This window comes from Heliorestis convoluta (assembly GCF_009649955.1).
GTDB classification, from domain to species: Bacteria; Bacillota; Desulfitobacteriia; order Heliobacteriales; family Heliobacteriaceae; genus Heliorestis; species Heliorestis convoluta.
On sequence record NZ_CP045875.1, the window covers coordinates 161,056 to 186,670 of the forward strand.

The following is a 25,615-nucleotide window of genomic DNA, read 5'->3' on the forward strand; positions in this document are numbered from 1 at the left end:
GAATTATTTGTAAGGAACTATCCTGCCTGTTCTCAATCTTTTCTGTATCTTATGTTCAGCATTGTCTAGATCGTAAAAAGAAGATAGATGCAGGTACCCTTTAGGTGATAGTTTAACCGCAACAAGCAAGGTTGGATTCAATCTTTTATAAAGCTCTATACTAGCAGGCTCTTTAGGATTTTTACCTATGTAATCAGGAGCTACGATAATTTCAGGTATAAAGAAGTAATGGGTTTCAAAAATATCTGCATGCTTTTTCTTGATATGTTTAATAGCGCCTGGGTAGATATACACCGTAGCCTCAGGGAACTGCACACCTACAAGGCTCTTTACTTTTTCTAGATCAAGTTCACCGACTATTTGAATATCTCTCGATGATGGATCGAAAATTCTTTTTTTCATTGCTATAGCGTACCTTTCCATAACTACTTAAATTAGTATACCATAGCAACCATCTGTTAAGAGCCCAAAAATTTTTGTGTAGCTCCGTGACATGAAAACTTTAACAATACGAATTTATGTTTTTAGCTCCTTATTAAAACCTAAATTGCTTTACAAAGAAACATATAATCCGATAAAATGAAACAAATTATATGTTTATGGAGGTTATCATGGACAACAACGCTATAAAATTTATTGCTCATAATGTACTTACCCTTAACGACGATGGATACATATCGGTTATGAATGCAGAAAAACTTCGGGAGTATTGGGTGTCTGGAGTTATAAAATATAATCCAGAAATTCAACGAGGAGAAAAAGTTGTAAAACGCCGAAATAAAAAAGAAGAAACTGTTCCCGTTTTCAGTAGAACCAACATTAATAAGATTGCCGAACGTATGAAGGCCGGAAAATACAAGCCCGACACCATCATTCTTAATATCATGAATGATGGTGCAGAGAAAATAGCAGTCGTAGACGGAACTCTCACCGTGGAATCCGGTAACGTAGAGGTACTAGACGGTCAACATAGACTCCGTGCTTTAGAACGTGTTGGAGAGGCTGCCGAAAACATTGTTGAACCTTTCCCTGTTATGATATTGAATCTTTCTAAAGAGAAGGCACAGGATGCTTTTTATCAGTTTACCCAGGGTTCAAAAATTAGCAAGACAAGAGCCGAATACCTTAACAACGATCAGGGTAAGTATGAAAATTTAATAGCAAAAGAGATTCTTTCATCCAGTGATCTAGGAAAATATGTTGAAGTGGTCAAAAACAACATTAGCAAAAATGATAAAAAGGCTGTTGTCACATTCAGTACAATTGTTGCCGCAATACAAAGTTCTTTAAGATACATGCAAATAAGCATTGATGGAAAAAATGAAGCAAAAGAAATAGCCAATTTCTTTGTACGTTATTGTGATGCATTGGTTTCAGTTATTGAAGAGATTCGAAACTCAGAAAAGCGTCTGGAAGGTAGAGATGAGTCATTAATTTGTGAAAACTTTACTTTCTATGGTTATGTAGCGGTGGGAGCTTATCTATATCAGAATCATAGAAATGATTGGGAAAGCTTTGTTTCAAATCTGCTAGACATGGACTATAGAAAAGATTCTCCATTATGGGAAAGCAAGATCGTTCGAAAAGGGAAAGAAAAATACAGTATCGTAAACAGTAGTGACTCTAGAAATTATCTCATAGAAACCTTTGTTAATGAATTTAATAAGATAACAAAACCGAATAGTCAAAATAAAGAATCTGCTTAAGAAAAGTAAAAGAAGGAATAATATTTCATAGCAAAGAAACACTCATCTTAACGTTAGAAGAGTGTTTCTTTGCTTGTTTGAATTATTTTTAATATTGTTATTGTTGAAGATACAACGTAGAAAAGATATTTTAGGAAGGGAAATTTGAATGAAGATTAAAGCAACCATTGATCGTTTTGAGGGATACTATGCTGTTTTATTAGTCGGTGAAGAAGAAGGTATTGTAGACTGGCCAAAAAACATGCTCCCATCGGAAGCTAAAGAAGGCGAGATAATTACCATCAGCATGTCTATCGATAAAAATGAAACTCAGAGACGACGAAAACGAGTAGAAGGTCTACTAGATAAGCTAAAAAATAAGAATCAAGGATAGTTGAGATAAATATGATATTGCCAAAAGTATGCCCTTATTGCGGTCAGTCATTCGGGTCTAAAAATCCTAAGCAAATCACTTGTGGTCAATTAGACTGCCAGAAAGCTAGAAACAAAGAAAAGCAAAAAGCATGGTGGAAAAAGAAAGTCAAAATAAATCAAAACATAAAAGGTATCTGTCCTTACTGCGGTAAAGAATTTCTGCCTCATCCTCAGGGAAAAATAAAATATACTTGTGGAGACAAAGCTTGTGTCTACTCGTATCAAAAGGAATGGCGACGAAAAAAGTCCGAGGAAGGTATTTGTATCCGGTGCTTTCAAAGAGAAGCTGTACCAAAAAAAAGGTATTGCTCTGTATGTGCTAAAGCGGAGACGGAACGAGGAAAAGCTTTATTTCACGATCCGTCTTGTTATAGACGAAACCAGTTGAACGAATGGCATAAGAAAAGATACTGGGAGAGAGCCTCTGAAGGAGTTTGTGTCAAATGTGCTGCACCTAGACTTGCTAGCTTACGGCTGTGTTCGAAATGTTTAGGTCGCATGAATCGTTATTGGAAACGTATGGGTCGATTAAAACAGAGATACCCTAAAAATAAAGCTTTCTAAAGCTTAAAATATTAAAATAAGTCTATTGCGTACATAATCAATACACCCTTGAAACTAGAAGTAACTGTACCTGCCTCTTGTAAGGCAGGATTTTTCTTAAGAATTTTAATGTGATGGAGGAATCTTTGTATGTCTAAGCTAGAGAAGGCTGAGTTAGAAAAGGCGATTCAAGAAACAGAGAAAGAAATCAATGGGTTGCAACAGGAATTTAAAGATGCTCCTTTGCATAAACAAAATAAGATTCAGAGAAAAATTAAAGAACTGCAAATTAAACAGTTGTGGAATTTAGATCAGATTGATTTTTGGAATGATAAGAAATAGAATCTTTCTTGTTTGTAAGAAAGCTGTACAACAGAATGAACTTGAGAAAAAGCGGTACGATAAAGCACATCATAATTAATAACCATGTGCTTTTTTTCTTTCTAATGATGTTAGTCGAAATCCTATCAAACCAAGCATAACACAATTTTAACTGCTAATATACTTTCCCTTAAGAGCTTGTGATAACTAGTTTCTTCCTAAGAAGGAAAAAGAGCTTTTATCTAGAATTGGTAGTCTATAGGCGAACCTTATCAAAGGAGGTAGTTTTTTGTGAGAAATTACAAATTGTTTTTGGTAGTGGTGTTGGCTGTCTTTCTATTTACTACGCCATCGATGGCAAATGGTATTTCAGTTATAGTCAATGATAGTCAAGTTGACTTCGGAGATGTATCACCACAAATCGTTGATAACCGAACCCTGGTACCCTTAAGAGCTACTTTTGAAGCATTAGGAGCAAGTTTAGAGTGGATCGGGGAAGAACAGAAAGTAATTGCATTTCGAGGAAACAATCAAATCGAACTTGTAATAGGTGTAAGTACGGCGATTGTTAACGGTAATACAGTACAGTTAGATGTACCTGCAAAAATCATTAATGGCAGAACTTTGGTTCCTCTTCGTTTCATAGGGGAAGCTCTAGGTGATGATGTGCGATGGGATGGACAAAAGCGAGCTGCGGTCATTACATCCAAAGCATTTAGTATAGAAGCTCCTTCTTCCAGTGAAAAAGATAAGCTAAAAGATATGACCGTACACTTTATTGACGTTGGTCAAGGTGATAGCATTTTCGTTATCTCACCAAACGGAGCTACCATGCTAATCGATGCTGGTACTCAAACGGCTGGCCAAAAAATAGTTAGCTACCTGAAGAAAGCTGGAATAACGTCAATCGACAAGGTTGTTGCTACTCACCCACATGCTGATCATATCGGTGGAATGCAAGCCATATTTGATAACTTTAAAGTGAAAAAAGTCTACGATAGTGGGTTTCCCCATACTTCGCAGACCTATGAAAACTTCTTGATTACTGTTGATGAAAAGAACATACCTTTTGAGATTGCTCATCGTGGAAACAAAATCAATCTCGATCCAGACTTAGATATAATGATACTTCACCCAGGCACCACGATGGGAGATGCAAACAATAACTCTATTGTATTGAAGGTTACATATGGACAAGTATCGTACCTTTTCACTGGAGATGCAGAGAAAGAAGCAGAAGAAATGATGCTAGAGTACGTAGGGAGCCAATTGAACTCTACGGTGCTAAAGGTTGGTCATCATGGTTCTTCTACCTCGACGACAAAGCTTTTTTTAGATGCTGTTAAACCAAAAGTTGCAGTGATTCAAGTTGGTGAAGGAAACAGCTACGGCCACCCGACAAACGAAGTTTTGAATCGCTTGTACAACGCTTCAGTAAACGTGTTCAGAAATGATATACACGGCACTGTTGTAATTTCTACGGATGGTCAAACCTATAGCGTCAAAACGGAGAAACAGATCACTCAACCAGTACTGCCTGTCCAAGCACCTATCGCTCAACCGATTATGAATACGGATAGTGTCAATGCTCCTTCTACACAGGAAAGACTAATTAACATCAATACTGCGGACTATGAGCTGATACAAAAGATTACTGGAGTAGGTCCAGCTATTGCGAAAAATATTATTGACTATAGAGAGAAGCATGGAGCATTTACTTCGATTGAGCAAATTAAAAGGGTTAGCGGTATTGGTGATGCTCGGTTTGAGGCTATGAAACACCAAATAACGGTGAATTAATCTTTTTCTTAAAAACAATTTACAAAACAAGCCGTCAATATTTAGATGGTTTGTTAATTACTTGCTTAGTCATATGCGCAAATAATTCAATCAATCTACATAATTCCTTGCCACCTAGTCCTTGCTGGGTGGCTATTTTTATTGTTTCATTCCACTGCGCATCATACTTTTCTTTTGTAACAAGCAGATTATTATAATCTTCTGATGATGGAGGCTTTTTCAGAAGCATTACAACTTGTCCGATTACTTTGTAATGTGGACATAGAGGAACATCTTTGTATTTCGGATGAGCAGCTCTAAGATAGGGTTGCTCATTTTCATTAATAAAAAACTTCAAAACAGCTTTTTTTTCTACAGCCCCAGTTATAACGGCAACAATAGAACCATGAGTAGGTTCGGGACACTGTTTCAGCAATGCAATATCACCTTCATGTATGCCAACCCAACTCATTGAATCACCTGTAATTTGAATTGCAAAATCAGCATCGATGCTTGACGAAATTTCTAATTTTTCTTCCAAGTTTGCTTGTTCTAAAACAGGAACATCAGGATCAATGGTCTTGAAGATTGGGATGTAACGTTTTTTTGAACCGTAAGTAGTATCGGGCTTTTCAGTAAAAACATAGGTTTCTGTGGGAGTGATAGTGCTTGTAGTAGAACGACCAAAAACATAGTCCATAGAAACGTTATAAAAATTAGCAATCTTTAGCAAGGTAGCAGGATCAGGATTCCTGGTGCCTTTTTCATATCTATTATAAGTATTTGGTTCAATACCTATTTTCAAAGCGGCTTCTTTTTGAAGCAATCCATGTTTTTCTCTAATTTCTATTAATTTTTCACTAAATGAAATCAAAAGTGTCCCCTCCCTCAAGAAGTATACCATATTGGTAATCAGAATAAACACGCAGATACCGAAGAGGGAATACCGTATTGACATTCCCGCGATGGTAGCTTAAAATAAAATTAAATTACCACCACGGGAATAGAGGTGTTTAAGATGATGAATATAGCAAGTAGGGTGCGAGATATCAGAATAAACAAAGGGATAAAACAAGCTGACATCGCTGAGAAAATGGGTCTTCGACATGCAACCTATAATCGGCTTGAGACAGGGGCAAGGAGATTAAGGGCAGAGCATATTCCTTTAATTGCAGAAGCTTTAGGCGTAACTATGGCGCAATTATTTGGGGAAAACACAGTTGAAAGTGAGGATACAAATAAATCTTAATTTGGATTGGATTTTAATCGCATGAAAGGGGTGATAGTTGCGTTATCTTATCTCCGTTAAGAGACAGCACATGGTAAGAGCTGTAGCTTAACGGGGATAAGATAAGCATGGCAGAGGTGCAGTGGGAAGTGACGAGAACTCTTAAACACTTTAGGCGGTGATTATTTGAACAGCACAACATGGTTCGAAATGTACCAGGGTCTCAGAAAAGAAGAATCACGACTTCGCTCTATTAAGTTACACAAAGAAAACGAGCGAGCCATGAAAGTGTACGAAACTGATGAATACGAAGACAACATAGCCCATCAGCAAATTCGGCAAATTAGTTTCCTGTTAAGCAATTCGAGATTACAGGCAGATAGTGTGAAACGTCATGTAATGACGGAAGAAGTATACATGCTAGATCTCTCATCACGACAAAGAAAAGTACTTAACTGGAGGTTGAGTGGTGGTGATGTTGATACTGCAGAAAGTCACTTAGGAATGAGTAAAAGCGACATTCGAAAAGCATTTTGGGAAGCAATTCAAAAGATAGAAGAGAATGTGGGACAGTTTAGGAAAGCTATTGATGAATATGGCTTAGAGTACGATGATGCGCTACTTTATATGAAATTATCGCAAAAGGAAAGAGAAGCATTTTTGCTGGACAAAAGGGGCTTAAAGAGTAGGGAGATAGCTGAAGCCTTGGGGATATCAGCAAGTAGAGTTAGAGATATCAAAAGTTCCATCCGCCAAAAAGCTCTCGTAACTTTGTAAAGGAGGGCATCGGGTGCAACTACATCTTGTTAGTAGGGCTGGAAACAATGTAGACTGGTACGCCTGTCGAGTGATGACGGGGCAGGAAAAAGCAGTGGCCTCCTTAATTGCAGAAATTGCAAAAGAGAATCAGGCTCTTGGAATTGTGACCGTCAACTCCATTTGCAAAAAAGCTCTCCAGACTGGTAGGCGCGCCCGTGTTGTGGTGGAGCCCATCATGCCAGGGTACATAATGATCTCTTTAGCTTCTACGACTGACCCTAATAATATTAATTCGTTTTTGAAGCACGTAAAAAAAATACCAGGCTTTATTCGAGTCAGCCCTGTACCTTTGCCAGAAAAGGATGTTTCTTTGTACTTGTGTTTATCACAAAAAGTGCATCATGAGTTCAAAGTCGAACGGAATACCATACCTCACATAGGGGACTGGATTTTTCTGACTGAAAAAGAAACAGGAATAGGAAAATTGAGAGGACAGGTGATCAAAATCCAAAAAGAAGTTTTGGAATTAACAGTATGGGTGGAAGTTCCTACAGCAATCGGTAAGATCGTCTTGCAGGGGCAGAGTGCTTAAGTAATTACCCTGAGATAGCCAACTACATTAAGGGGCTACAACAATGATAATTCGTAAAAAAAATACGTCCTTTACCCTAAACAGAGCAATACAGAACGTAAATAAAGAAGAGGATAGGGTTAATGATTACGGATTTTCCCTGGTTCGCTTCAAAAGAAAAAATAAAGCTTTATTTAGTCAAATTATATCAGAAAATGTTCACTATTTGTCAATAAATAATTATCTTTCATCTCCAGAGAGAGCATTTCTTTTTTTCCTTTCAAGTGTACTGGAGATGCACTCTAACGCTTTAATGATTCCAATAGATAAGACTAAATATAAAAAAGAAGATAAGAATTCGCTTTTAGGCATGTATATGACAATCTCTGATATTTGCAGAATTTTCAAAATATCAAGAACTCAAGCTAGTAAAAATATAAATGCCTTGCTCAAAAAAGGTATCGTTTTGGAATATGTAAACTCAAGTATGAAAGAAAAGCATGGGCGTGTCGTAGGAGAACGCCCACTTTTTTTAAACCCTGAGATCATTTTTGCAGGCGACAGAAACAGGATAAACGCTATTTTGGCTAAGCTTGTAATGGAAGCGGATGTACTTGAGCGAGAGAGTATGAAGCTCCCTTGGAAAGTATGGCTATCTCCTCATGATGAGTACGCTAGGCTTGTTACTAGGAAGAAATACTTAGAGTACAAAAAAGTACAACCATAAAAAACAATCCAATAAAAGGGTGTTTGATGCAAAAAACACCTAAATTTTTTCTTGTAGCTCAGAAATTCTGCAGATCTGTCCTTTGGGTTGGACAAAAATGTCCAACATGTGTATCAAAAATAAGATACATGTGAATCAAAAATGATACACCTAAAAAGGGCCGCAAAGCCTTATATATCAAGGGTTTGAGCGATTTTGTCACTTCCCCTCTATTCTCACTCTTTAATATTAAAATCCAAATACATTTTTAACCAAAAAAACATAATGGAGTTTTACATGAAAATAACAAAGACAGTAACAATGCTGGGAGGCTTGAACCAAGGAATTGTACAAGTATCGGCAAATATTAAATTTCTGATTGAATCAAATTATCTCTCAAGTAAGGACTGGGGGTATTGCATACAGCTCTGCCCCTATTTGAGCCCAAGTTCTAATCTCTTGGTTAGCGCCGAAGAGTACAGCCACGGTTACGGAATGATCTCGGCCTTATCTCTTAACAAAATAGCTAACATTTACGGAAAGTCTAGAAGACAAGTTACCAGGGTAGTCAGTCAATTGATTAAAAAAGGTATTCTGCTAGAGAAGCTTGATTCCGCTGCAGAAGAAGAGAAAGAAAGACTAGGCAAAGTTGTTCGACAAAGAGAGATCTATATGAATCCAGAGCTGATTTATGCAGGTGACTTGCAGCAGATAAACATGGGAACATGTTTATTACTAAAACGTAATGATGTAATTGAACAGCACAACATAAAGATGCCTCTAAAAGTAATTGTGAAGCAGGAAGAGGAATATGGCGTTCTTGTTACTAGAAAGCAGTATGAAGAATTAATGGGCATGCAGTAGTTGTTTTTCCAGTGAAAAGAAATTATTTGCCTTCATTATTCGCAAAAACGAAAAATATTCGAACTTGAAAGATATGTATTCTTTTCACCGGAAAAAAGATGAATTAGGAGTGGTAGGATTGTTTGCAGAACAAATAGAACAACAAACAAGTCAAGTTTCCACTGCGATTATAAAAGGAATTATCAAAAGAATTATTTTTCAAAAAGATGACTTTCACATACTGTCTTTCATGGCCGAAAAAACAAAAGAGCCAATTACGATTGTTGGAGATTTTTTCAACGTAGCTCCTGAAGACGATCTTACCGTTTGGGGTGAGTGGGAGAGTCATCCCAAATTCGGACATCAGCTTAAAGTTTCAAAATGGGAAAGGCCATTGCCTTCAACGATGGAGCAGATTGAGAAGTACCTTGCTAGTGGTCATATAAAAGGCATTGGTCCTGTAAAAGCAGCCAGGATCGTTCGTGAATTTGGTGAGCGTACATTGGATGTAATTCAAACTGGCCCCGATGTATTGGGCAATATTAAAGGCATTAATCGAGAACAAGCCCAACATATTCATCAATCCATTGTGGAGCGCATGGAAGAACAACACCTTTTGCTTAATCTTTTACACTTAGGCTTTAGTGCTAGTATGGCTAAGAGAGCCTATAAGCACTTCAAAAGTAAGACCGTAGATATCGTAAAAACAAACCCTTACAGACTTACAGAAGTAAACTTATTTGGTTTTCACAAAGCAGATCAGATAGCCTCCCATTTAGGTTTACCGACTGATTCTTCAGAACGAATACAAGCAGCCATCTTACATGTAACAGAAGAAACAACTAAGTCTACTGGACACTGTTGGTTGACTCGTGACGAAATTTTAGAAGAAGCATTAAAGCTACTCAACAAAAACAGCAATGTATCCTGGGAAAGTGCCGAAAAAGAATTAACTTATTTAAGTACATTGGATTCTCAACTGGTACAAATGGGAGAGCAAATATATCCCGGCAGACTCTTTCGGGCAGAGTCCATTGTTGCCAATCGTATTTCAAGCCTCACAAGCTCTGTGCATACCAACAGGCATTTTCCTCTTCACCGGATGATAGAGCTATACGAAAAGCGAAGCAAAATCAAACTGGCAAAAAATCAGAGAGAAGCAGTAGAAGCCATCTTTCAAACTAACCTGCTGATTCTAACAGGAGGTCCTGGTACAGGAAAAACTCAAACCACTCGTGCCATCATAGATATTTTTGAACAGGTCAATGCAAATGCAAAAATTGTCTTATCAGCTCCTACGGGAAGAGCTTCTAGGCGAATGTCTGAGGTGACAGGAAGAGAAGCCGGAACGATTCATAGTCTTTTGAAAATCAACAAAAGCGGCAAGCCAACATACGACACAAACAATCCTTTACCTTGTGATTTGCTAGTGATCGATGAATCCTCAATGCTGGATATTTCTCTAGCGAGACGAGTTTTTGAGTCTATAAGCGACGATACAAAAATATTGCTTGTAGGAGACATCGATCAGTTACCATCGGTTGGACCGGGAAATGTATTAAATGATTTAATCAATGCTGGAGTATCAACAGTACGCCTGAAAGAAATTTTTCGGCAGGGAAAAGAAAGTCAGATCGTAATCAATGCTCACAGGATAAACCAAGGGAAAAATATAGACATTGCTGTGAACAAAGATGACTTTTACTTCATAGCAAAAGAAGATCCAGAAGAGATTGCCCAACTGATTTTACGCTCTGTTAGACGATTGCTACAAAAGGGCATGACTGTGGAAGAAATACAGATCTTATGCCCTATGAAAAAAGGACCAGTTGGAACAACGAATTTGAATCGACTTATTCAGTCAATAGTAAATCCCAAAATGTATGGAGCAAGTGAACTCATGAGTGGAAACGAAGTCTTTCGCTCTGGTGATAAAGTTATTCAGACAAAAAATAACTATGGAAAACAAGTCTTTAACGGTGATGTTGGAATTGTACAGAATATAGGTTCCTTCTATGACGAAGATGAAGGTAGAGAAGTTATGAGTCTAACAGCTATCTTTAACGGCGAGACTGTTCGATATCAAGAAAACGAATTAGGGCAACTGTCTTTAGCTTACGCAGTAACGGTGCACAAAAGTCAAGGCTCAGAATATGAGGCCGTCATCATGCCTGTAACAACGCAACACTATGTTATGTTGGCGCGAAACTTACTTTACACAGCCGTAACACGAGCAAAGAAAATGGTCATTCTAGTTGGCACACAAAAAGCTTTGCATCTTGCCATACGTAATAATAAGATAAGTCAAAGAAACACAGGGTTAATTCATAAAATAGTAACAAAAGGTTGACTTATCGCTTAATTATTAGTATGATCTTTATAGGTTTAGAAAATATTCTTTAGATTAAAAAAGCGTCTTAAAAACAAGTAACGTTTTGACCCCCTAATAAAAGTCTGCCCTTTTTGAGAAAAAACCCACCTTGTGATTTGCAAGGTGGGTTTTCTGCATTTAAAGGCATAGGGTAAGGGGGTGACATACCAATCAAAAAAACAAAGGCTATGGCATTTGTTGGAGCTGCGATTTGTACTCTACTGATTGTTAGTACAGCTTTTGCAAATGCGCCAACAAGCATTACAGAAGGTCTTCAAGGTCAAAGTCTGAATGATGCAGGAAACAAAATACTCAATGTAGTTAAATGGGTAATGGCAATCCTAACAATTGTTTGTGCTGTTGCCATGGCTGCTATCGGAGCTAAAATGGCTGCATTAGGTTCTAATCCTCAAAAAAGAGCAGACTTGATGACTGGTTTTCTTGTTGCCATGGGTGGTACAGCGATTTGCGGTGGAGCATGGTTCTTAACCAGTGTTGGACTTGGAATCTTTCAATAAGGGGGTGACCTATGGGGGGGACCTATCATCTTCCTATGCAACCAGAGGGGGAAGATAAGATTATTGGCGGTATGCTTAGTCTTCGGCAGTTTGCTTTTTTGCTCGTTGGATTTGTACTAGGCGCATTGTTAGGAGTACTCCTATTAAAGCTCACCAAACTTATTTTTGTTGCGGTACTAATCTCATTACTTCCGTCGATACTTGGAGCATACATGGCTTTTTGGCGAATCGAAAAGCATGATATGACAGCGGATCAATACTGGAGATTCCGATTGCTTTATCAATATCGTGACAGAAAGTATCCCTATCGACAAGACAGGCTTGTCTCACTAATAGGTCATTCAAAAGGGGTCTGATTTTCACTGACTTATGTATTGGGCTTACTTAGTTTGTTGGCCGCCGTCTTTGGCGGCTTTTTTTTCTACGAAAAACATAGGCAGAAAAAAGAGAAAGAAGAAACTTTGCCGAGTGCCCAAGAATTTTTAAGGGTTGAAGACATTCGGTATAACACAATCTGTTTGGGTGATGGAGAGTACAGGGCTGCCATCGAATGTGGTTCCATAAACTATTTTTTGCTCAGCATGAATGAGCAGTATGCCATAGAGCAATCCTTTTCCCGCTATATAGCTGGCCTAACTAGAAATGTTCAGTTTCAAATTCAGACTCGTCAAGTAGATATGCGCTGGGCAATCACTCAGATCCGCGGGAATTCACAAAAACAAAACAATGCAGTCTTGCAGGGCTATGCCGATAATCTTGCAAAGTTTCTAGAAGACTGGTCAGCCCAAAGGTCTACTTTAATCCGAAAAAACTACATAGTTGTTTCGTCGAAAAACGAAAAGCCTGAAGAAGCTTATGGAGAGCTGAACAGGCTTGCTCAGACGACCATAGACGCTCTTAGTCGAATGGGAGTCAAATGCAAGGTCTTGAATACACAAGAACTTTTGGATGTTTTATATGTATCTCAAAATAAGGAAAGAGCATCTTATGCGCCTGGTCCAAGTAAAGCCGAAGAACTGGGTTACATGAGCTTACTTGTTGAAGGTAACAACCAAAGTAGGTGATAGCACACATGCTTGAGTGGTTCAGGAAAAAAGAAAAGAAACAAAACCAGGAAAGAAGTAAGCTTACAAAACCGAAAACGGAAGAGGAACTTCAGTTCTCGTTAGAAAGCGAAGAAGAAATAGTTTTCGGACAATCCCTTAAAGGCTCGGTACCGTCTATTAAGGATCTTGTTGCTCCTGATGGATACAAAGAAACAGAGAACTACATGCAAGTAGGCTCCAAAAGGTATTCTCGTGTCTTTGTAATCGCGCAATTACCTAGAATCGTACAGGTTGGATTTTTAGAAATTGTTTACGGCTTAGGTGATGTGGATGTATCCGTTCACCTGTATCCGGTAAACGGAAAAAGCGCGGTAGAGCAATTGACAAGGCAGATAACGCAGTTAGAATCACAAAGAATCATCGAAGAAAAACGTGGTGATATCTATAACCTATCATTGCTAACTGCCACTAGAGATGACCTTTGGCAACTTCGAGAAGCGATTCAAACAGGTAGAGAAAAACTATATCACACGACTATTTTGATCAATTTATCTGCTCATTCACCGGAAGACCTTGACCGAAAATCGCTAATTCTTGAAGAACGACTTGCTGGTAGAGGGATGGAACTACGCTCTATGTTTCTCAGGCAAGCAGAAGCTTATCGAAGTACCTTGCTTCTTGGTAGAAATGAAGTAATGGACATATATCGCACGCTGAACATGGGTGGAGCCTTATCACTTTTTCCTTTTCTAAATCCAGAACTAACACATGATTCGGGTATTTTCTTAGGACGAAATTTTCACACAGGAGCGCCGATCTTTTTTGATTCTTTCAAAGGACAAAACTATTCCATGGTACTTATCGGCACGGCTGGCGCTGGAAAGTCAGTGACCGTGAAAGCAGTGATCAACCGAGGCGCCATTGAAGGAATACGCTCTTTAATCGTCGATGTAGAAGGCGAGTACAAAAACACAACTCTCATGATAGGCGGTGCTCATATTCCCTTGTATCCTGATAAACCTGCAATGTTGAACCCCTTAGAGATCGAAGTAGATATTGACGATGATACAGGTGAAGAAGAAGTTAGGGTAAGGGAAAAAGTTGTTCAGGTAGCTGACCTACTCACAATCATGTGTATGGGTACCCATGGTGAAGCTATCTCTGCTGAAGAAAGGGCTATCATAGAAGAAGCCGTTTTAGAAACTTATAGGGACGACTTTGGTATTAACGAAAAACCAGATAGCCTTTACGAGGAAATTCCCATTGAGTCCAGTGAAGCAGAAGAGATCAATTTGGGATATCGACGAAAAGAGATGCCTACGATTTCTAACGTTTACAATCGAATCGTTCAAAAAGAAGGGGCAATAAGGCTATCTAGGATTCTCAAACCTTTTTTACGAACAGGCACGATGGGAATGTTTGATGGCCCTTCTCAAATCGACTTAAAAGATGTGCCTGTTATTTGTTTTAACTTAAAGCCTTTGGGTGAAAGTTTTTTAAGACCGCTTGCAATGTATATCGTATCTACCTGGGCATGGGAAACATGGATTAAAAGAAATCGTCATGTAAGAAAACGCTTTATAGCTGATGAAGCTTGGGTCATGATGGGATATGAAGAGATGGCTTCTTTTCTAGAGCTTCTTTCAAGGCGTGGTCGTAAATGGAACATTTCGCTCATGGTAGCCTCACAATCATTTGTGGAATTTGTTGAAAACCCAAAAGGAAAAGCAGTCTTAACCAATGCCATGACAAGACTTCTGATGAAACAGTCACCGACAGACATAGATGCTGTATGCGAAGTCTTTAAGCTCACTGAAGGGGAGAGAGAATTTATTGCATCTTGTGGTCAAGGTGAAGGTCTTCTACAGTATGACAAAGAAAAATTGGCCGTAGAGGTGGTGTGTACGCCTGAAGAGTTGGAGTTCTTTAACACAACACCACAAATTGCTTAGTATCACCCTACTAACAGGTGCTTTTTTCTTTGTAATAACGCCAGCATGGGCAAATGGTCCAACAATGCTCGAAAAAATGCTTGCATGGGTAGTCGAGGCAGTGACGACACCACTTACATTAACTTGGTTTGGCTTCAAAACACTTGGTGATTTAGTGACAAATCCAGAATGGTTTCCAAGTGGTGTAAAAACAGTGGCTACGCCAGTTGTGACCACTCTTGCTGCATTGGCTACAGTAATCATTGCTTTATCTCTCGCAAACCAAGGACGCAAACTGGCAACATCAGCAACAAGTAACCCCCAAGAAAGAGCGACAATACAACAGGTGCTTCTTAATCACCTGTTAGCGATTGTTTTGCTTTTTCTTGGGGGTATTATTTTTGAAATCGTTCATGCTTTGGACCAATACCTTGTTGCTGTTTTTTTACAAAATGTAGGCTCAGATTCCATTAGCTATGCGGCTATGATGGGAGAAAACGCAGCAACGTTACAAGCGGAAAGCCCTCTTCTATATGCGTTAACCAATCTAGTACTAACTGTCTTTGGAATCATAATGAACTTCCTCTATTTTAATCGCGACTTAATGCTCTTTACCTTGTGGGTACTAGCTCCTCTAGCGGCCATCGGTTGGGCAGGAGAATCTCGACAAGGATTTATTGTTTGGCTTACAGAGCTATTAAGTTACGGTTTAATGAGTACGGGTCATGCAGCTGCTATCGCTATACTGGCGATGTACAGTAGCGCAAGCGGCTCTCCTTTCTGGCATGTTTTTATCGTGATTCCCTCTTTGCTTCTGATTACAGCATTTATGAGAACTTTTACAGTTGCCTTTTTGGAAGTGGCTGGTGTATTTCCTCGAAAAGGATTAGGAGCTGCAACAGGCCTTGCATCGCTCATGGCAATTGGCGCAGGTGGACTAAGTGCCGTAGGTGCAATGGCAAGTGGTGGCTATGCTCGTTCTTACAGTCCCATAAGTCGATTTGGAATGGCTGGTACAAACACTTCTAGTTTCTCTCAAAATGGGAGTTCCTTAGATTCATCACGTGGGACTGAGTTTTCAGGAGCAGGAACAGGGGCTACTTTCGGAGGAAAAGTAGGTGGAATGGTTGGTGCAGGTGTAGGTTCCATCATAGGATTAGGTCTTGGTCCCATGGCAGGTGGGGTTGCAAGAACTTTCGGTGCTGCCGGTGCTCGTGTTGGCGGTGGTATCGGTGGAACTGTTGGTGCAACAGTTGGTGTAGCTAATCGTTTTCGTCAAAATGTATCGGGCAAAAGTTTAGAACTAGGTTCAAGTGATGGCTCACAAGGAACATTATTTCAAGATCCTAAGCCTACAACAGGAGAGGCTTTTAAGGATGCTCTTGGTCTTGATAGAAATGTAAGCGTTACGCAGGCTACAACAAGGTTCCTTGGCACAGTGGCAGGCGCTGGTCTTGGTGGATTATCTAGCACAAGAGGGGCTGAATCGGGTGCCCAAATGGGTGGTCGATTGGGTCAATGGACAGGAAGCGTTGCAGAAATTCCTGTTTCTAAGGCAATGGAAGTCGGTCAGAGAATTTTCTCGGGTAGTCAAAGTGGTGCTACACAAAACGATTCTTCCATGAGCGCGGTTCCAGATTTCAACACAAGAGCTGAAACGATAGGACAAGAGATCCAAGAGCTAAGGCAGTCTATGCCTTCACCGATAAATCAAGATGAACTTTTTTCTAACAATATGGAAGCAAGGTTGCCTTCCTCTGTAACTTTTCATGGAGGCGGTAAAATTGAAAAGAAAAAGTATGAACCACCTACTCACAAAGTCGATAAGTCTAGATATATTCCTGCAAGCTCCCAATCAGTTACCTCTGTACCTCAAAAAACTGTGAACTCAAGCCATCAAAACCACCCAAAACCGCAACAAAGAACAGGACAGCAGAAACGACAAAACAACAAGGAGACAATCATAAAACAAGAAAGTAACTCCGGTGAAAGAGGAAGTGGCAACAGGCCTGTTCAGAATGCGCCCAATCTATTAGACGGATACCGTCATCGGTAGGTGGGAATACAGTGAAAGATGAACAACAAGCAGGTCAGGTTGCACAAGAACTAATAAAATCAGGCTTATTAGTAGGAGGCAAAGTTGCGAATAAAGTAAGGATAGTCGCAACAAAAGCCCTATGGTTGGCTCTAAAAAAAGCATTATTGTGGCTGGTAGCTCTTCTTGGGTTACCAGCTATTTTAATGATGATGCTAATCTTTTTGCTTCTTGGTGTTTATGCTGTCGTTGCTTCAGGAGATTTAAATTACAGCAAGACTACACTTGGTGAAGATGATAAGGAAATCGCCAAACTTTACTTTGATGTGACAGACGAAATGAATAGGAATGCAGATAGGGATGGTTTCTTGAGAACGAAGCCACCTATCTCACAAGGAAGTTTAGAAGAGTACTACTACCTTGACTGGGAAATCGTCTACTCTGCCGATCTTTACGAGATACAAATAAGCAATCAGGGATTCAATCAAAAAGCGTTACAAAAAGCAAAGGTGTTACGACCTTACTTTAGTTATGAAAAGTCTACAGTTGTTACTTGTTACCCCTGTGGAGATGACGGAAGTACTTGCTGTGATATCGAAACGGTATATCTCCTAAAACGAGCAGATACCTATAAAGCTACATATACCCACTATTACGAACGAGTGAGCGAGACTGTCGGAGAGTACACGATCACCTATGATAAGCTGAATCGCATTGAAGAACTACCAGAGACGCGCTGGAAACGATTCGATGAAGCCTTGTCTTTATGGTACGGAGAAAGTGAGCAGGAGGCAAAAGAGGTCGCTAGAGAGCTAACTTTACAAGCTGCAGAAGGAGTTCGTATGCAGTCTCCTTGGCTAGATTGGCTTGCTACGAAAGATCAATATGTACAAACAATTCGTGATACATGGATGGCAGAAATACCTCCTGTATATCTAGAGTGGTTTAAAGATGCGGCAATAAAGTACGCAAGCCATTTTAATGAACAGGGAGATCCCATAATAGATTGGGCCTTACTTGCTGCGATTGCAAAGATCGAAAGCAGTTTTAATCCTTTAGCAATAGGTTCACCTAATTACACGGGGGAGCTCGCCCAAGGAATAATGCAATTTCTACCTTCGACGTGGAAGAAGTTTGGCGTAGACGCTGATGGTGACAGTGTAGCCAATCCTTTTAGTCCAAAAGATTCAATTTATGCTGCGTCCAATTACTTAAATTACGAGTTAGGGGGTGATGATGAAACTTCTTTGAGAAAAGCTCTTTTTGCCTACAATCGTTCTAATCAATATGTCGATAAAGTTTTACAGATAGCAAATTCACTACGATGGCAAGAGAAGTTTGGCCATGGAAAATACACACATCCCGTAAAGGGATGCTGGGTCGTTAGTAGTGGTTATGGGGAAACCAGATCAACGGGTAGTCATAGTGGTACAGATTTTGCAGGTGAAACAGGTACACCAATTGTGGCTGCAGTAGGTGGTGAAGTCATTCATACAGAAAGCGGCCATAGAAACTACGGAAGTATTAATCAAAATGTCTATGGTAACGTCGTTTGGGTTCGTGGGCATGACGGGAATATCTGGATCTATGCTCATTTAGACAGTCCAGGTCCAGTAGTTTCTGTGGGGATGAACGTAGCCATGGGACAAGTGATTGGTTATCTAGGTAATACAGGCTACTCTACAGGACCTCATTTGCATTTAGAAGTTCGCAATGGCACGGGTGTAGGTTTAAAAGATCCTGAGCAGCTTTTATTTGGTCATAGAGCGTATCGAGGCATGAAGGGATGTAATTCATAACGATGAAAGGGGGTGAACGTTGTTCGGCATATCGGTTTTCTAAGACTCTTTTTATTTTTATTTTTATTTCAGTGCCTGCTTTTGCCAGCAAATGCTGAAACAAATGAAGTACAGACAAAGGTGGTAGATAACGTAACAACAACAGAGCAGATGTTACAAAAGGCTTCAGGCGGTCAATATAGACCTGTTAGCTTAGAAGAAGCTTTTAATGAGTTTTCGGATAAAGGTGGTACTTTAATCACTGGAATTACAGGCGTTACAGGAATCATTGCTGTACTCGGGATACTTGGAGGTACTATATTAGCGGTCGTAGGAATGTTATTCGGTATCGATAAAGTAAAAGGCGCCGGAATCGGTGCTATTTTTATGGGCTTTTTGGCTTTGTTTTTAGCAGGCAGTTTATGGTATTGGGTTGGAGCTACAATGAGCGTTATTCCGAACTAAACTTACATAATGGAGGATTTATTTTTAATGAGTAATTTAAAAGCATGGTTCAAAGACAAAGTTGGAGGACCTTCGATTGAGACAGTTGCTATTATCGTATTTGTTGTTTTAGTGCTATTCGGTGGCTTGCGGTTTTTAGGTTCTACTTTGAGTGATACATTGCAGGGGACAGCAGAAGCGATTCAGGAGCATGCTGAGTCGGGACTTAGCGTAGGTTCAGACCTATAAAGTGGATGCAGTCAAAATTAGTTTCAGTGTAGTTTCATAAGAATAAAGAGAAAAGGCCGTTTCGAGGTACCTATAACTCGAAACGGCCTTTTATTTCTAATAAAGAAAGGTAGGGAGCGGTATTTGCAAAAACAAAAGGTCGTAAGGATAGTTCTTGCCACTGTGGTAGCTTTTGTAAGTTGGTATTTTGCTCTGACAGCAGAAGGTTTTAAAGACGTTGAAATTCGGCATTCTGTTGTCGTTGCAGTGAAACCTGTTCAGGCAGGAGCGGTGATCAATAATTCAATGGTTACAGTCATAGATATTCCTCAAAGTTTACGGGTAACCGATTCAGTGAAAAGTTTAGATCAGGTTGTTGGAAAGGTTAGTACAATCCCTATGGCTGCTAATGAAGTCGTAAGAGAATCACGACTAGAATCAGGACCCATCGTTTCATCAGAATACAGGATTATGCGACTTGGTGTTTCCATGATCACTTCAGGTACGACCATTAAGCCGGGAGATGAAGTAGACATCTTAGCCGTTTCTGATAACGAAACAGAAGTTATTCTGCCTGGTGCAAAAATTCGATTCGTTTATGACAAAGATGGCAAGACACTTTATAACCTTGATGGTACCAAAAGTAAGGAAGCAGCCACTATACCTTCGTTCATCGAAATCTATGTACCGAATGTTTACACTGCCTTGAAAATTCGTCAGGCGATTAAAAATGGTTGGGATTTAAGCGTAGTTGGATATGGCATTTCAGCAATTGTCAATGATGAAAGAGAAGAGAATGAACAAGTCATGGATGCAGAAACAGAAATTGTCGAAAATCTAATTTAGAAGGAGAGGCCATGACCAATAAGATTGGATTAGCCATACCTTGGCTTGAAGAGTTTTCTCTAGTTTTTAAAGAAGCACACTTAGATTGGACAGCAGGAAGTCAGGATTCCTTAAGAAAGATCTTGTCTAGTGAAAAGAAAGATGATTGTGATATTTTATTGCTTTCAAGCAAGCTTCCAGGGATTTTGGGTGCTGATGAACTGTTTGAGTGGGCAATGCAAATTAACTGCGTGAAAAGAGTAGCCTTATTGGAGAGCGACGAAGATGAGCTTGCAAGCAAACTACATAAAACCGGGTGGGAAGTACTACAGAACGGCATCACACCAATAGAGAAAGTAACTTCTTTGCTCGGCTTACATTTCAAAGAATGCATAGGAAACATTGTGAGTGTATTTACTCCTGCTGGTTCTCATACAGCAGTTATTTCGATGGAGCTGGCTTATCAACTGAATCGAAGAGGAAACCGAACGTTATTGGTGGATAGTGGTAGCGGTGCGGAAATATCCAGGCGCTTAAAATGGAGCGAAGGCAAAGGATTGGCTTATCTTATATCTGCCTATGAGGGGCAAGGAACCATTACAGAACAAGATATTGAGCAATCTTTAATCAATTGGTCTGGGGGCGTACTCATTCCGGGGTACAGTAGTTTGAATGACTTTAATCGACTTACAGAAGATTTTGCTATCAAGTTCTTTAAAAAAGCTCAAGAAATGTTTTCGTCGATTGTGGTGGATACTTCGACAATAGCTCTCTTGCCGTTTACCTTTTCAGCACTTTGCTCATCTACTCATATTATTACACCTTATAGAGCGAAGTGGGTTTATGAAATCAACAATGAACAAGTAAAAGAGTTGAATCAGGTGAAGAAAGATATTGAGGAAAAAGTAATTCCTGTAGCTGTAAATATGGAAGCACTTTCGGCAAAGAGCGAAAGAGTTGTATTCGATATGGCCAGGTCAGATGAGCCGATAGAAAAGTGGACAGGATTTGGAGAGCCATTACTTAAAAGAATTACGGTTCAAGAAGGAGGTGCTAGTTTTGGCGCTGGTATCACTGAAGGAAAAAGTAAGCGTGGGTTATTCTCAGTATTTAGATCTTTCTAGCTGGGGTCATCAGAGAGAAGAAATTGTCTCTCAAGTAGTAGCACGAGTTTCATCAGAACATAGTCGTATGTTCAAAGACATTTTTGCTGGAAATATTGAACCCAAAGCTGCTCTTCCCTTTGTTGAAAAAGCAATAAAAGACTTGTCAGTAAAAACCAACTTGCCTTTTTCGTACGAAGTTATTCAGGCAGATGCCTATAAGCGTCTTTTTGGTTATGGTCCTGTCCATGATCTTCTTGAAGAAGTTAGTGTTACGGATATTTTTCTGAACAAGCCCAACGAGATAATAAAGCGTGTCCGCGGTCGAGATGATATTAAGACCAACATTACTTTTTCACCGAAAGAATATGAGAACTTTATACGGTCTGTTGTTACCAGACTAGGTGGTAAAATTGATCCAGTTAACAACCTTCAAGACTTAAAAGATGGAGTCAATCGACTTCGCATTAGTGTAGGGTGGACTCCCTTAGCAGAATATCCTTGGATGAGCATTCGTAAACACCCTGAAGAACACTTTAGCTTGAAGCAGTTAGAAGAATCAGCTATGTTTCCTGAAAAACTAGGTGAGATGCTTCGCATGTTTTTTAGCAATCCATTCAATATCCTTATTTCAGGGCCAACAGGATCAGGGAAAACAACGCTTTTTACAGCAGGCGTGAATGAATGCGTTCCCAAAAGTGAGCGAGTTATGATCTGCGAATCAGAACGAGAAGCAGGGATTAATAGAGAAAACTGCTTACAGCTACAAGAAAAACGTATTGTTGATGAAAACGGAAAGCCCTTACAGGGGCATACTGAAATCAGTGACTTAATTCGAACTGGAATGCGTTCTGCCGTAAAACGTATCTATTTAGGTGAGATGCGAGGAAAAGAAGCTTTAAGTCTTATTCGCGCTTTCGGGAGCGGTCACGATGGTGGAGCTGCTACGTTACATGCTCGGAACATTCAATCAGCTTTACACCAGGCGGCATTTATGTCGTTGTATGCTCAAACGCCACTTACATATGATCAGATTCTATTAATGATTGTAGATACCGTAGATATAGCCATACATCTTGAAAATTTCAGAGTTATTGAAGTTGCTGAAATCGCAGGGCTTAAAGACCATGAGGTGTTGATTAACTATCTCTATAAGTTTGATATTAATGAAAAGACTGGTGAACCAATTCATCACTATTTCGAACCTTCTTCGGAATTCGCTAGAAAGCTACGATTGAGGAAGTTTGTACGCAAAGGGGGAGAAGGGTGAGTGTTTATTTAACAGCTTATCTTGCTTCTTTTTCTACGGCTTACTTAATTTGGATATTTCTAGAGAAGCCAAGCACTGTATGGGTTCCGAAGGTAAAAGAGACCTCTAAGGTAATAAAGAGCTACGAAAACCTAGAGTTATTGTTAAAAAAGTCTCTTATATTGCGTTTCAATGGCCATCCGATTCCCGGATGGGCTTTTTTAGTTTTATGTTTTTTTATAGGTACCATGGTAGGATGGCAATTTAAAGTTTGGCTTAATAACCCCATGGCAGGCGTTTTATTGGCAGGGCTTAGTGGATACATGGTTTTTCATGTTCTGAAAATAGAGTTGCGATGGAATAGAGAGCGTGTTGTGACTAGACTTCCAAGGCTTTTCTTAACACTTTTAAATCATCATCAAGCAACAGGCAATCCTGTACAATCGATGGCTGAAGTTTCAGATTACATGGATGAGCCATTAAGAAGCCTCACAGCAAATATCGCTGGTATGATTCAGTCTGGTGTAAGTGTAAAAGAAGCGGTTCGGCTGACACAAGAAAGAGTTGAGAACAGGCTTTTCATAGAGTTTCTAAAAGACTATGGACACATTGTAGAGTTCGGTGGTGATATGGCTTCTTGTATTAAAGCTTATGTAGAAGAAGCAATTGCTCAAAGTAACCGAGCAGAAAGCTATAAGACCGAAATGAGTGCCAACATAATGCTAGGATGGATTTTCCTTGGCATTACAATTGGTATGTTCTTTTACATGACCTCAACAAACCCTGAAATGATGAATTTACTAAGAACATCAAACCTGGGTAAATGGGCTGTTGTTGCTATTATCATCGTTTCAACATTTTCCATGTATATGACCTATCGATATGCACGATGGGAAGGTGAAGCTCAATAATGAAGGAATTATTGCAACCCCTATCGGTCGGAATGTTTTCTATCTCAATGGGATACCTTGCCTATATGCTAGCTGAAAGAAATCCGTTGAAACAAAGAACTAACAAGAAGAGAAAGGTTGGTTACCGAAAAAGGTTAGAATTTAAGCTACAACAATCAGGCGTTTCGTGGTCAGTTAAGGACTTTCTAGTCTATCAGCTTGGAGCAGCTTTTTTATCAATCCTCAGTTTTTTTATTTTAGAAGGTCTATTAGGAATTGCTGTAGCGGCTCTTGGTACAATGTTTCCTTTTATTTATCTTCAGGGAGAACGGAAAAAACGCGTCGCAGAAATTAGGCCCCATATACCAACAATGCTACGAAGAGTTCAGCGTGGTGTTGAACAAGGTTTGGGTTGGCGTGAGATATTACTTTCTCTTCCTGATTCAGTTCCAGAAGGTGCTTTGCGAGATGAACTAACAATGCTTGCTTCTACTTATATTGCAACACCTGTACTGAAAGATCGGCTAGAAGAGTTTGCCCGAAGAATTAATATGAGCGAGATTGACAGCTTTGCGTTAACACTTGGTCAAAGTGAATCAACAGGTCGAGTTGTTTTAATGCTTCAAAAGCTTGAGGAACTGATCAATCGAGAGATGGAGCATGAAGAGACAAGGAAGATGAAGAAAAAAGCAGAGGTAGCACCTGTTTTTCCGACGATAATGGTGCTAAATATCGTCATATTAATAGGTATGCCATTGTTATTAGCTTTCATGGGCGTGGGTACTGTTTTTAGTGGAGACGTTATGCCGTGATAACAATTAAGTTAGTTCTATTTTTTATTGGGCTTTCTGCGGCAGCATGGATAGATAGGAAGACATTTACAATACCCAATTGGCTCACTGCAAGTATGATTGCGGTGGGCCTCTTCTTTGGTTTTTTTCCAGATGGTTCATTTTTTGCAGAGGCAGGGTTGGTACGAATGATGGAGTCAGCGATCATATTCGTGTTAGTGCTTTTACCTTTTCTGCTGGGAAGGGCATGGTTACTACCGGGAGGTGACGGGAAGCTCTTTATTGCTATTACTGCTTTCACTGGTATATCTTTTGCTGTCTATGCAATTTTAGCTGGACTGATCGTGGCAGTTCTTGAAGCAGTGTTTATAGGTTGGAAAAGAAAGATGACAATTAAAGAACTAAGGCAATTGCAGATACCACTTGCCCCCTCAATTCTTATGGGTGTATTTTTTTCTATGGTTTTTCTCAAGTAGCATTAAACAACCTATCTGAAGATTTAATAATTGAGGAAGTGACAAATATGAATTTCCATAGGAGAATCATTACTGGCTTTCTTGTTGCAACGCTATTAGGAGCTGCCATTCCTATTTCTAGTGTAGATGCTTGGCCAAATGAAGCTTCCAAGCAAGACGCTATAGAATCAGGGAAAAGACATGAGCAACTTGATTCACATTTATTATGGACACCAAAGTATAATCCTCCAAATGACGGTACTGAATGGGCCATATGGAGGTTAGGTGATTCAATTTTTGTATCTGACTCTACCTACGTAGGCAATGAAGATGTTGCGGAAGCGATGCGTTCGGCAATGGATAGTCATGCTTCTAACTTTGGAAACTTTTATCCAGAGAGAGAACTGCTAGTTCTTAACGGAAAGCCATGGCGTACAGATGAGCAAAGGGTAAAAAAGGCTGTAGAAACAATTCGCGGTTTTAATAATGATCCAGAGCCATATCTAAATGGAGGGTGGCCTACTATTCCTCCTGAAGGAAAAAAGCAGCTAAATATGCATATTGGTCTTAGAGCTGTTGGAATTTGGACAAATAATAGTGCTAATGCGACTTATATGGATACTTCTCCTGCTAGAGTAGGTTCAGGCCTCTTTTTCCCTTCTACAGCACTGCGCCTGTTAGATGCAGATGTAAGTTGGAATGCACAAATAGGAGCTGTTGAAGTAAAAGCAAAAGGCAATGAATTTTTAATGGAGCCTGATAAAGTAGTCGCGTATGTAAACGGAAACCTGGTAAGTTTACCGAAGATGGTCATTCAAGATGGAAGAGCTTTGTTACCTGTTGAAATGTTGGAGTATATTGGATTTAGCTATCATTGGATGCACTATATTGATGATGTAGGAAAGGCAAGTAGACGTAATTATATTGAGCGAATTTCAATCGTCAATTAACAAGATTAAACCCCTCGATCTTAGCAAGGTCGAGGGGTTTTTGATTTTAAATGAAAGCTTCAAAAGGAGGTGTTTGCCTTGATTGAACGCTAAGAATTTTTAGAAAGAGGTGATGAAAAGAACAGGAAAGA

At 39.5% G+C, this 25,615-nt stretch carries 27 protein-coding genes; 25 read left to right on the forward strand and 2 right to left on the reverse strand.

Annotated elements, in window-relative coordinates:
• Window positions 1-3: 3 nt before the first annotated feature.
• On the reverse strand, window positions 4-402 hold the full coding sequence (locus FTV88_RS00675) for a PBECR3 domain-containing polyvalent protein (RefSeq protein WP_153723922.1): 399 nt from the start codon (window positions 400-402) through the stop codon (window positions 4-6).
• A 209-nt stretch (window positions 403-611) separates the two neighbouring features.
• On the opposite strand from FTV88_RS00675, the gene FTV88_RS00680 reads away from it, so the two are divergent.
• The 4 genes from FTV88_RS00680 to FTV88_RS00695 all read left to right on the forward strand — a co-directional run bounded on the left by FTV88_RS00680 (window position 612) and on the right by FTV88_RS00695 (window position 4,784).
• On the forward strand, window positions 612-1,706 hold the full coding sequence (locus FTV88_RS00680; RefSeq protein WP_162007828.1) for a DNA sulfur modification protein DndB: 1,095 nt from the start codon (window positions 612-614) through the stop codon (window positions 1,704-1,706).
• Window positions 1,707-1,854: 148 nt separating this feature from the next.
• Entirely contained in the window at window positions 1,855-2,079 is a 225-nt protein-coding gene (locus FTV88_RS00685; protein WP_153723924.1) for a DUF3006 domain-containing protein, read from the forward strand.
• Window positions 2,080-2,813: 734 nt separating this feature from the next.
• Window positions 2,814-3,005 (forward strand): hypothetical protein, encoded by a 192-nt coding sequence (locus FTV88_RS00690; protein ID WP_153723925.1) that lies wholly within the window; start codon window positions 2,814-2,816, stop codon window positions 3,003-3,005.
• 270 nt (window positions 3,006-3,275) lie between these two features.
• Window positions 3,276-4,784 carry a stalk domain-containing protein gene (locus FTV88_RS00695; protein ID WP_153723926.1) on the forward strand — a complete coding sequence of 503 codons (1,509 nt, stop codon included), beginning with the start codon at window positions 3,276-3,278 and terminating at the stop codon, window positions 4,782-4,784.
• A gap of 34 nt (window positions 4,785-4,818) precedes the next feature.
• Here FTV88_RS00695 and FTV88_RS00700 read toward each other — a convergent pair whose 3' ends face one another.
• A complete protein-coding gene (locus FTV88_RS00700) occupies window positions 4,819-5,637 on the reverse strand; it encodes a helix-turn-helix domain-containing protein (protein WP_162007829.1) in 819 nt (272 codons plus the stop codon).
• A gap of 144 nt (window positions 5,638-5,781) precedes the next feature.
• Here FTV88_RS00700 and FTV88_RS00705 point away from each other — a divergent pair, with 144 nt between their 5' ends.
• The 21 genes from FTV88_RS00705 to FTV88_RS00805 all read left to right on the forward strand — a co-directional run bounded on the left by FTV88_RS00705 (window position 5,782) and on the right by FTV88_RS00805 (window position 25,484).
• Window positions 5,782-6,012, forward strand: coding sequence for a helix-turn-helix domain-containing protein (locus FTV88_RS00705; RefSeq protein ID WP_153723928.1), 231 nt, complete (start codon window positions 5,782-5,784; stop codon window positions 6,010-6,012).
• A gap of 165 nt (window positions 6,013-6,177) precedes the next feature.
• Complete coding sequence (locus tag FTV88_RS00710; protein ID WP_153723929.1) at window positions 6,178-6,768, forward strand: sigma factor-like helix-turn-helix DNA-binding protein; 591 nt, start codon at window positions 6,178-6,180, stop codon at window positions 6,766-6,768.
• A 13-nt stretch (window positions 6,769-6,781) separates the two neighbouring features.
• A complete protein-coding gene (locus FTV88_RS00715; protein ID WP_162007830.1) occupies window positions 6,782-7,342 on the forward strand; it encodes a transcription termination/antitermination NusG family protein in 561 nt (186 codons plus the stop codon).
• Between the two features lie 43 nt (window positions 7,343-7,385).
• Window positions 7,386-8,048 carry a MarR family transcriptional regulator gene (locus tag FTV88_RS00720; RefSeq protein WP_153723931.1) on the forward strand — a complete coding sequence of 221 codons (663 nt, stop codon included), beginning with the start codon at window positions 7,386-7,388 and terminating at the stop codon, window positions 8,046-8,048.
• Window positions 8,049-8,324: 276 nt separating this feature from the next.
• Window positions 8,325-8,891 (forward strand): hypothetical protein, encoded by a 567-nt coding sequence (locus FTV88_RS00725; RefSeq protein ID WP_162007831.1) that lies wholly within the window; start codon window positions 8,325-8,327, stop codon window positions 8,889-8,891.
• Between the two features lie 118 nt (window positions 8,892-9,009).
• Complete coding sequence (gene recD2, locus FTV88_RS00730) at window positions 9,010-11,220, forward strand: SF1B family DNA helicase RecD2 (protein ID WP_162007832.1); 2,211 nt, start codon at window positions 9,010-9,012, stop codon at window positions 11,218-11,220.
• A 209-nt stretch (window positions 11,221-11,429) separates the two neighbouring features.
• Complete coding sequence (locus FTV88_RS00735; protein WP_151620732.1) at window positions 11,430-11,759, forward strand: hypothetical protein; 330 nt, start codon at window positions 11,430-11,432, stop codon at window positions 11,757-11,759.
• An 11-nt stretch (window positions 11,760-11,770) separates the two neighbouring features.
• Window positions 11,771-12,115 (forward strand): PrgI family mobile element protein, encoded by a 345-nt coding sequence (locus FTV88_RS00740; RefSeq protein WP_153723934.1) that lies wholly within the window; start codon window positions 11,771-11,773, stop codon window positions 12,113-12,115.
• Window positions 12,116-12,151: 36 nt separating this feature from the next.
• Window positions 12,152-12,823 (forward strand): hypothetical protein, encoded by a 672-nt coding sequence (locus FTV88_RS00745; protein WP_162007833.1) that lies wholly within the window; start codon window positions 12,152-12,154, stop codon window positions 12,821-12,823.
• Window positions 12,824-12,831: 8 nt separating this feature from the next.
• A complete protein-coding gene (locus FTV88_RS00750) occupies window positions 12,832-14,757 on the forward strand; it encodes a VirB4 family type IV secretion system protein (protein ID WP_153723936.1) in 1,926 nt (641 codons plus the stop codon).
• 100 nt (window positions 14,758-14,857) lie between these two features.
• On the forward strand, window positions 14,858-16,792 hold the full coding sequence (locus FTV88_RS00755; RefSeq protein ID WP_153723937.1) for an MFS transporter: 1,935 nt from the start codon (window positions 14,858-14,860) through the stop codon (window positions 16,790-16,792).
• Between the two features lie 11 nt (window positions 16,793-16,803).
• Window positions 16,804-18,570 carry a peptidoglycan DD-metalloendopeptidase family protein gene (locus FTV88_RS00760; protein ID WP_153723938.1) on the forward strand — a complete coding sequence of 589 codons (1,767 nt, stop codon included), beginning with the start codon at window positions 16,804-16,806 and terminating at the stop codon, window positions 18,568-18,570.
• 120 nt (window positions 18,571-18,690) lie between these two features.
• On the forward strand, window positions 18,691-19,014 hold the full coding sequence (locus tag FTV88_RS00765) for a hypothetical protein (protein WP_162007834.1): 324 nt from the start codon (window positions 18,691-18,693) through the stop codon (window positions 19,012-19,014).
• 27 nt (window positions 19,015-19,041) lie between these two features.
• Window positions 19,042-19,242, forward strand: a complete 201-nt coding sequence (locus FTV88_RS00770; RefSeq protein WP_151620719.1) for a Sec-independent protein translocase family protein — start codon at window positions 19,042-19,044, stop codon at window positions 19,240-19,242.
• A gap of 123 nt (window positions 19,243-19,365) precedes the next feature.
• Complete coding sequence (locus FTV88_RS00775) at window positions 19,366-20,067, forward strand: SAF domain-containing protein (RefSeq protein ID WP_162007835.1); 702 nt, start codon at window positions 19,366-19,368, stop codon at window positions 20,065-20,067.
• 11 nt (window positions 20,068-20,078) lie between these two features.
• Window positions 20,079-21,170, forward strand: a complete 1,092-nt coding sequence (locus FTV88_RS00780) for a ParA family protein (protein ID WP_153723941.1) — start codon at window positions 20,079-20,081, stop codon at window positions 21,168-21,170.
• Window positions 21,106-22,419, forward strand: coding sequence for an ATPase, T2SS/T4P/T4SS family (locus FTV88_RS00785; RefSeq protein ID WP_153723942.1), 1,314 nt, complete (start codon window positions 21,106-21,108; stop codon window positions 22,417-22,419). The genes FTV88_RS00780 and FTV88_RS00785 overlap by 65 nt, the downstream gene beginning before the upstream one ends.
• Entirely contained in the window at window positions 22,416-23,309 is an 894-nt protein-coding gene (locus FTV88_RS00790) for a type II secretion system F family protein (RefSeq protein WP_153723943.1), read from the forward strand. Before FTV88_RS00785 ends, FTV88_RS00790 begins: the two co-directional genes overlap by 4 nt.
• Entirely contained in the window at window positions 23,309-24,100 is a 792-nt protein-coding gene (locus tag FTV88_RS00795; protein ID WP_153723944.1) for a type II secretion system F family protein, read from the forward strand. The genes FTV88_RS00790 and FTV88_RS00795 overlap by 1 nt, the downstream gene beginning before the upstream one ends.
• A complete protein-coding gene (locus FTV88_RS00800) occupies window positions 24,097-24,555 on the forward strand; it encodes a prepilin peptidase (protein WP_153723945.1) in 459 nt (152 codons plus the stop codon). The genes FTV88_RS00795 and FTV88_RS00800 overlap by 4 nt, the downstream gene beginning before the upstream one ends.
• 47 nt (window positions 24,556-24,602) lie before the next feature.
• Window positions 24,603-25,484 carry a stalk domain-containing protein gene (locus FTV88_RS00805; RefSeq protein ID WP_153723946.1) on the forward strand — a complete coding sequence of 294 codons (882 nt, stop codon included), beginning with the start codon at window positions 24,603-24,605 and terminating at the stop codon, window positions 25,482-25,484.
• Window positions 25,485-25,615 lie beyond the last annotated feature (131 nt).

Excerpts from the sequence above, each read along its gene's own strand:
- FTV88_RS00740 (WP_153723934.1), top strand. The coding sequence starts at position 11,771 with ATGGGGGGGACCTATCATCTTCCTATGCAACCAGAGGGGGAAGATAAG.
- FTV88_RS00770 (WP_151620719.1), top strand. The coding sequence starts at position 19,042 with ATGAGTAATTTAAAAGCATGGTTCAAAGACAAAGTTGGAGGACCTTCG.
- FTV88_RS00780 (WP_153723941.1), top strand. The coding sequence starts at position 20,079 with ATGACCAATAAGATTGGATTAGCCATACCTTGGCTTGAAGAGTTTTCT.
- FTV88_RS00795 (WP_153723944.1), top strand. The coding sequence starts at position 23,309 with ATGAAGGAATTATTGCAACCCCTATCGGTCGGAATGTTTTCTATCTCA.
- FTV88_RS00680 (WP_162007828.1), top strand. The coding sequence starts at position 612 with ATGGACAACAACGCTATAAAATTTATTGCTCATAATGTACTTACCCTT.
- FTV88_RS00750 (WP_153723936.1), top strand. The coding sequence starts at position 12,832 with ATGCTTGAGTGGTTCAGGAAAAAAGAAAAGAAACAAAACCAGGAAAGA.
- FTV88_RS00685 (WP_153723924.1), top strand. The coding sequence starts at position 1,855 with ATGAAGATTAAAGCAACCATTGATCGTTTTGAGGGATACTATGCTGTT.
- FTV88_RS00725 (WP_162007831.1), top strand. The coding sequence starts at position 8,325 with ATGAAAATAACAAAGACAGTAACAATGCTGGGAGGCTTGAACCAAGGA.
- FTV88_RS00705 (WP_153723928.1), top strand. The coding sequence starts at position 5,782 with ATGATGAATATAGCAAGTAGGGTGCGAGATATCAGAATAAACAAAGGG.
- FTV88_RS00675 (WP_153723922.1), bottom strand. The coding sequence starts at position 402 with ATGAAAAAAAGAATTTTCGATCCATCATCGAGAGATATTCAAATAGTC.
- FTV88_RS00805 (WP_153723946.1), top strand. The coding sequence starts at position 24,603 with ATGAATTTCCATAGGAGAATCATTACTGGCTTTCTTGTTGCAACGCTA.
- FTV88_RS00690 (WP_153723925.1), top strand. The coding sequence starts at position 2,814 with ATGTCTAAGCTAGAGAAGGCTGAGTTAGAAAAGGCGATTCAAGAAACA.
- FTV88_RS00720 (WP_153723931.1), top strand. The coding sequence starts at position 7,386 with ATGATAATTCGTAAAAAAAATACGTCCTTTACCCTAAACAGAGCAATA.
- FTV88_RS00735 (WP_151620732.1), top strand. The coding sequence starts at position 11,430 with ATGGCATTTGTTGGAGCTGCGATTTGTACTCTACTGATTGTTAGTACA.